Annotated in this window: 4 protein-coding genes and 1 pseudogene; 2 read left to right on the forward strand and 3 right to left on the reverse strand. The window is 66.0% G+C overall.

Annotated features, from left to right (window positions below):
• The first annotated feature begins 362 nt into the window (after positions 1–362).
• Positions 363–1,181 carry a PhzF family phenazine biosynthesis protein gene (locus KDL01_RS39315; protein ID WP_212533817.1) on the forward strand — a complete coding sequence of 273 codons (819 nt, stop codon included), beginning with the start codon at positions 363–365 and terminating at the stop codon, positions 1,179–1,181.
• A 371-nt stretch (positions 1,182–1,552) separates the two neighbouring features.
• Here KDL01_RS39315 and KDL01_RS39320 read toward each other — a convergent pair whose 3' ends face one another.
• The 3 genes from KDL01_RS39320 to KDL01_RS39330 all read right to left on the reverse strand — a co-directional run bounded on the left by KDL01_RS39320 (position 1,553) and on the right by KDL01_RS39330 (position 3,650).
• Entirely contained in the window at positions 1,553–1,759 is a 207-nt protein-coding gene (locus KDL01_RS39320; protein ID WP_212533818.1) for a hypothetical protein, read from the reverse strand.
• 534 nt (positions 1,760–2,293) lie between these two features.
• Entirely contained in the window at positions 2,294–2,443 is a 150-nt protein-coding gene (locus tag KDL01_RS39325; protein ID WP_212533819.1) for a hypothetical protein, read from the reverse strand.
• Between the two features lie 418 nt (positions 2,444–2,861).
• Entirely contained in the window at positions 2,862–3,650 is a 789-nt protein-coding gene (locus KDL01_RS39330) for a hypothetical protein (protein WP_212533820.1), read from the reverse strand.
• Between the two features lie 188 nt (positions 3,651–3,838).
• On the opposite strand from KDL01_RS39330, the pseudogene KDL01_RS46900 reads away from it, so the two are divergent.
• A pseudogene (locus tag KDL01_RS46900) lies at positions 3,839–4,213 on the forward strand (transposase); the annotation flags it as partial.
• Positions 4,214–4,322 lie beyond the last annotated feature (109 nt).

Raw genomic sequence — 4,322 nt, forward strand, 5'->3', positions numbered from 1 at the left:
TCAACGAACCCGCGCCCCGATCGCCGGATGATCTACGGCCTTGACAGCCGCGCCCGACATGCACGAGCACGAACACGCTCGCTCACGCCACCCCACCTGAACAGCACCGAACCGTTGGCGGATGCTCATTACCGACCCACGCTCCTAGCCTCCGATGTTCAGGCGAGCCGCTGGGAGTGGATGCTGTTGGGGCAGAGTGTGGCTAGGGCCTGGTTCGATGAGGATGCCGGTAGCCGGTTCGGCATGTTGATCTGGCACCCGTCGGGTGAATGACGGGTGCGGTGGGTTGTGGGGTGGGCGGACCGGGGCCACGCGTGCGTGGGGCTTGACGGTTCGGACGGACTGCGTTCTACAGTTCGTTTATGAGGGTCCTGGTCATCGATGCTTTCACCGACCGGCCGTTCGCGGGCAACCCTGCCGGCGTGTGCCTGCTGGGCGCCGGTAGCTGGCCGGAGGATGCGTGGATGCTGCGGGTCGCGGATGAACTGAGCCTCGAGACCGCATTCGCCCGCCCCACCTCTGACGGCGGGCCGGCCGATTGGGACCTGCGCTGGTTCACTCCGGCGGCAGAGAGCAATGTGTGTGGGCACGCCACGCTGGCTACCGCCCATGCCCTGCGCGCCGGTCACGCTGGGCCGCTGACGGTCCGGTTCGCCAGCGCTTTCGGCCCGCTGACCGCGCACACCCATCCCGATGGGGCCATCACATTGGACTTCCCCGTCGCTCATCCCGCCGAGACGCCGACACCCGAGGGGTTGGCCCGAGCCCTCGGCGTCGAGCCGGGGGCGACGTATCGCACCGGGACGCTGGGAGACCTGCTCGTCGCCGTCGAGAGTGAGTCGGTCGTGCGGCACCTGAGCCCTGATTTCCCTGCTCTTGCCGAATTCACCCGCCGCACCGGCATCCGCGGGATCATCGTCACTGCGGAAGCGGACGACCGGCGCGGCTACGACTTCGTCTCCCGCTACTTCGCGCCGGCAGGCGGGATCCTTGAAGACCCGGTCACCGGTAGCGCCCATACCGCACTCGCCCCGTTCTGGTCGCAGCGCCTGGGCCGCAACCGTCTCACCGGCCTGCAGGGTGGCGACCGTACGGGCCTGGTCTCCACGGCGGTGGACGGTGATCGCGTCCACCTGACCGGTCATGCGGTCACCGTCCTGGACGGCGTCTTACAGCAGTGAAAAAGCCGGAACTGCTCCCGGAGCTCCAGGTGAGCGCCCTCTGCGATGCCGTCGCGGCAAACAGCGCGGCTCGCTTGCGGCCATCAGGTCACTGAGGTCTGTTTAGGCAGGTGAGACGGAGCATTTTTCCGCGAGCGCCCGCGACACCACACCCAAGCGCACGGGCGACGCGCGGCGTACACGTCGACTGCTGCCGGGCTGGCCAGGGACAGGCAAGGTGGCCTCGGTCGTGGCCGGTAGGTTCGGGCAGGCGCAGGCGCAGACGAGGCGGAGGGCGGAGCGGGGATGGGGCATGTGCCGGGGCCGGCCTTCCACCGCAGGTCGCAGCGAAGCTCCTGTACGGTCTCGAAGCCCGAAAGGCCGTGAAGGGCCTACAGGATCACCGCCGCAGCCATGACCTGCGGAGGCATCGAGGGACGACCGTTGCGCGAGGGGTACATGTCCGCGAACGTCTCCGCCGGAGACAGCGCCGCCCGATGCTCGGCCAGGAATGCGAACACACTCCCGGCCGGGATCAACTCCCGGCACGACACCCACACATCCGGCCCGACCAGCTCACCCGTCCACTCACCCTGCATGACAGCATTCTGGCCCGGCCGCTACGCAGCCGGGCCAGAGTGCATGACTTTCATGGCGCTTCTATGTTCTATGCGCACTGTCGTACGGTCCCCGCCCCGAACTGCCCCCGGGCTTGCACCACAGCAAGCGCGGAGTCCCCAGCGGTGCACCGTGAAGGCGGCGTTCACGCAGGGGTATCCCGGCGCTCGCCAGCCCCGGGTACCCGTGCATCCGAGGTCGTGAGCTCGGGCCATGCTCGGGCCATGCTCGGCCCCCCCAGATCAGGCATCTGGCACGGCTTCTCAGCAGGTCTGTTCTGACCGCATCAGCTAGCCTTGCGGGGATTTTCGCCCACGTCACAGTGCTGTTCACGCGCGCGGATCGTCTGTGGCGTGGCCGAAGGTCGGGCTGAAAGTCGGCGTGGGTCCGCCCCGTTTCTGCGCGCTTGTGCGGCTCCGGACTCCGTCCACGGGTGCTCGGAGTCCGGAGCCATCCGTGGGCGGAGCCGACCCCAGAGTCGGTCACGTCCGGCGTCGCGGACGCTGCCGCGCCGGTCAGACGGCCGGTTCGAGTTCTGCCATGGCGATCTCCTCCTGCTGTTCGCTTCGGCCGCCGAGGAGTGCGATGGTCACGGCGGCGCAGACGAGGGCGGCGATGCCGCAGACGGCGAAGCCGATGGAGTAGCCGTGCTGCAGCGCGTCCACGGCGAGGGGGCGGCCTTGCTGAACGGGACGCTCGGGGGGACGGAGTTGGTGGCGACAGGTCCGGCGCCGGCAGCGGCGGCGGTGACGGAGGCCGGGAGGTTGGATCCGGCGAGGGCGTGGGTGAAGGTGCCGCCCGCCTTGCTCAGGGCCACGGCGGCGATCAGGGCTGGGCCCATGGTGAAGCCGAAGTCGCGCACCATGCTGGTGGTCGCGGCGGCCATGCCGGCGAACTGCGGGGGCGCACTTCGGGCCAGCCGCGGGTCTTGAGCCTGCAGTCGGGATACTTCACCGCTCAATAGCGGCACCGCTCACGCAAGATGAGCACTGCTCATGGTCCCTCGTGGCGCGTTCACAAGCCGCGAGGGACCGGCAGCACGGGTTCGCGCCTAGAGGAGAAGCACATCGCTGCGCCCGGCGCCTATGCGGAGGCCGGGCTAGAGCTCGCGGCGTCGGGAGGCAGGACGACCTCGCCGAAGTTGTTCGGGATGGCGACAATCGAGGCAGCCGGCGGCGGCGTCACCACCGTCGGCTTGTCCCAGGTGAACGTCAGGGACTCCCCGAAACTCGCGCTCATGCTGGCCTGCATCGGCAGAGCCGAACCGCTTGCCGGCAACGTGACAAGAGTCGAAGGAAGCAAGCTCTTCACATAGGCGAGTCGGTAGCGCGCGGATTTCCGAGCACCAGAAGCCGAACTCCCTTCATATGCGTAGCCCGCCACGTCGGGCGGGACGAACCGTGCCTCCATACCTGCGAATGAGAAGTCCGCTCCGACGAAGCGGTACAGGAGTTCACCCACACCCGAAATAGAACTCGCCCACTCATTGGTGTATCGCGTATACAACTTCTTCACGGTCGGCGTGACAGTGCTATACGCACCGATCGGGGATAACTGAGCCTGTAGATACTGTGCAGTCATCTGAAAGTAGACGGTCCCGCTGAACTCGATGACAGGCAGTCGCACACCATCCTCCAGGGTAAGGATCCCACTACCTGATCCATCCTTATTGAACTGCATATCGATAGGCATTTGATCGAATACGGAAGTGATGGCGTTGTAGGCGGCGAGTACGCCCTTTACATGTACGCCGCTCACGCTGTCGAGCGAGGCCTGAAGCTTGGCGGCAATCTGACTCTGACTCAGGCTCAGGTTAGACTCGCTCAAGGTGGCTTTCTGGCCACCTGAGCTGCATGAGCTGAGAAGCAGCATGCTACTCAGGCTCATGGCAAGGAAGCATGACTTTCGCAAGGACCCACCATTTTGTCACATATCGGCCAGAGCCTGGCGCGATGCACAATTTCGAGCCGCGCAAGCATAGCAGAGTCCGTGCTACGCGAAATAATGGATACATCACTGCCTGGAGCAATTTGTGGGCATCGGAAAGCTTCGCCTAGCGCGATGACCTCCGCCTTCTCGACTCCACCCACCAGCAGCTCGGCGGCCCCATCGTGCTCGTCTGGGACAGCATCAAGACTCATGAGTCCCGCGCGATGCGCGAGCCGATCGCCAGCGAGACTGGCTGACTGTCTTCCATCTCCCGCCCCGTGCTCGCGCGCTCAACCCGTCGAGGGCATGTGGCCCGCAGTGAAGTTCAGTCTGGCCAATGTCGAAAAACGCGACATCGATGCCCTGACATCCCTCGTCAAGACACGACTACGCCGCATGCATACCATTCCCGGACGCTGGCCGGCCTCCTCGCGAAGACCGGCCTCGGCCTTCGCCACCGTAGGAGCTACATCAGCACGCCAAACTCTCTAGCGGTAGTTTGTTGACTGGGGGTCCGTTCCGCAGTATGCCCTGGTAGAGGCGTTCTACGATGGGGGTGCGATGACAAGGCGGCAACCGGTCCCGGCGGCGCCGGGACCGTTGGAGGGGTACGCG

Origin of the sequence: Actinospica durhamensis (assembly GCF_018139695.1) — a bacterium.
Classification (GTDB): Bacteria; Actinomycetota; Actinomycetes; order Streptomycetales; family Catenulisporaceae; genus Actinospica; species Actinospica durhamensis.

Coding starts and splice junctions, on each gene's coding strand:
- KDL01_RS39315 (WP_212533817.1), top strand. CDS start 363: ATGAGGGTCCTGGTCATCGATGCTTTCACCGACCGGCCGTTCGCGGGC.
- KDL01_RS39320 (WP_212533818.1), bottom strand. CDS start 1,759: ATGCAGGGTGAGTGGACGGGTGAGCTGGTCGGGCCGGATGTGTGGGTG.
- KDL01_RS39330 (WP_212533820.1), bottom strand. CDS start 3,650: ATGCTGCTTCTCAGCTCATGCAGCTCAGGTGGCCAGAAAGCCACCTTG.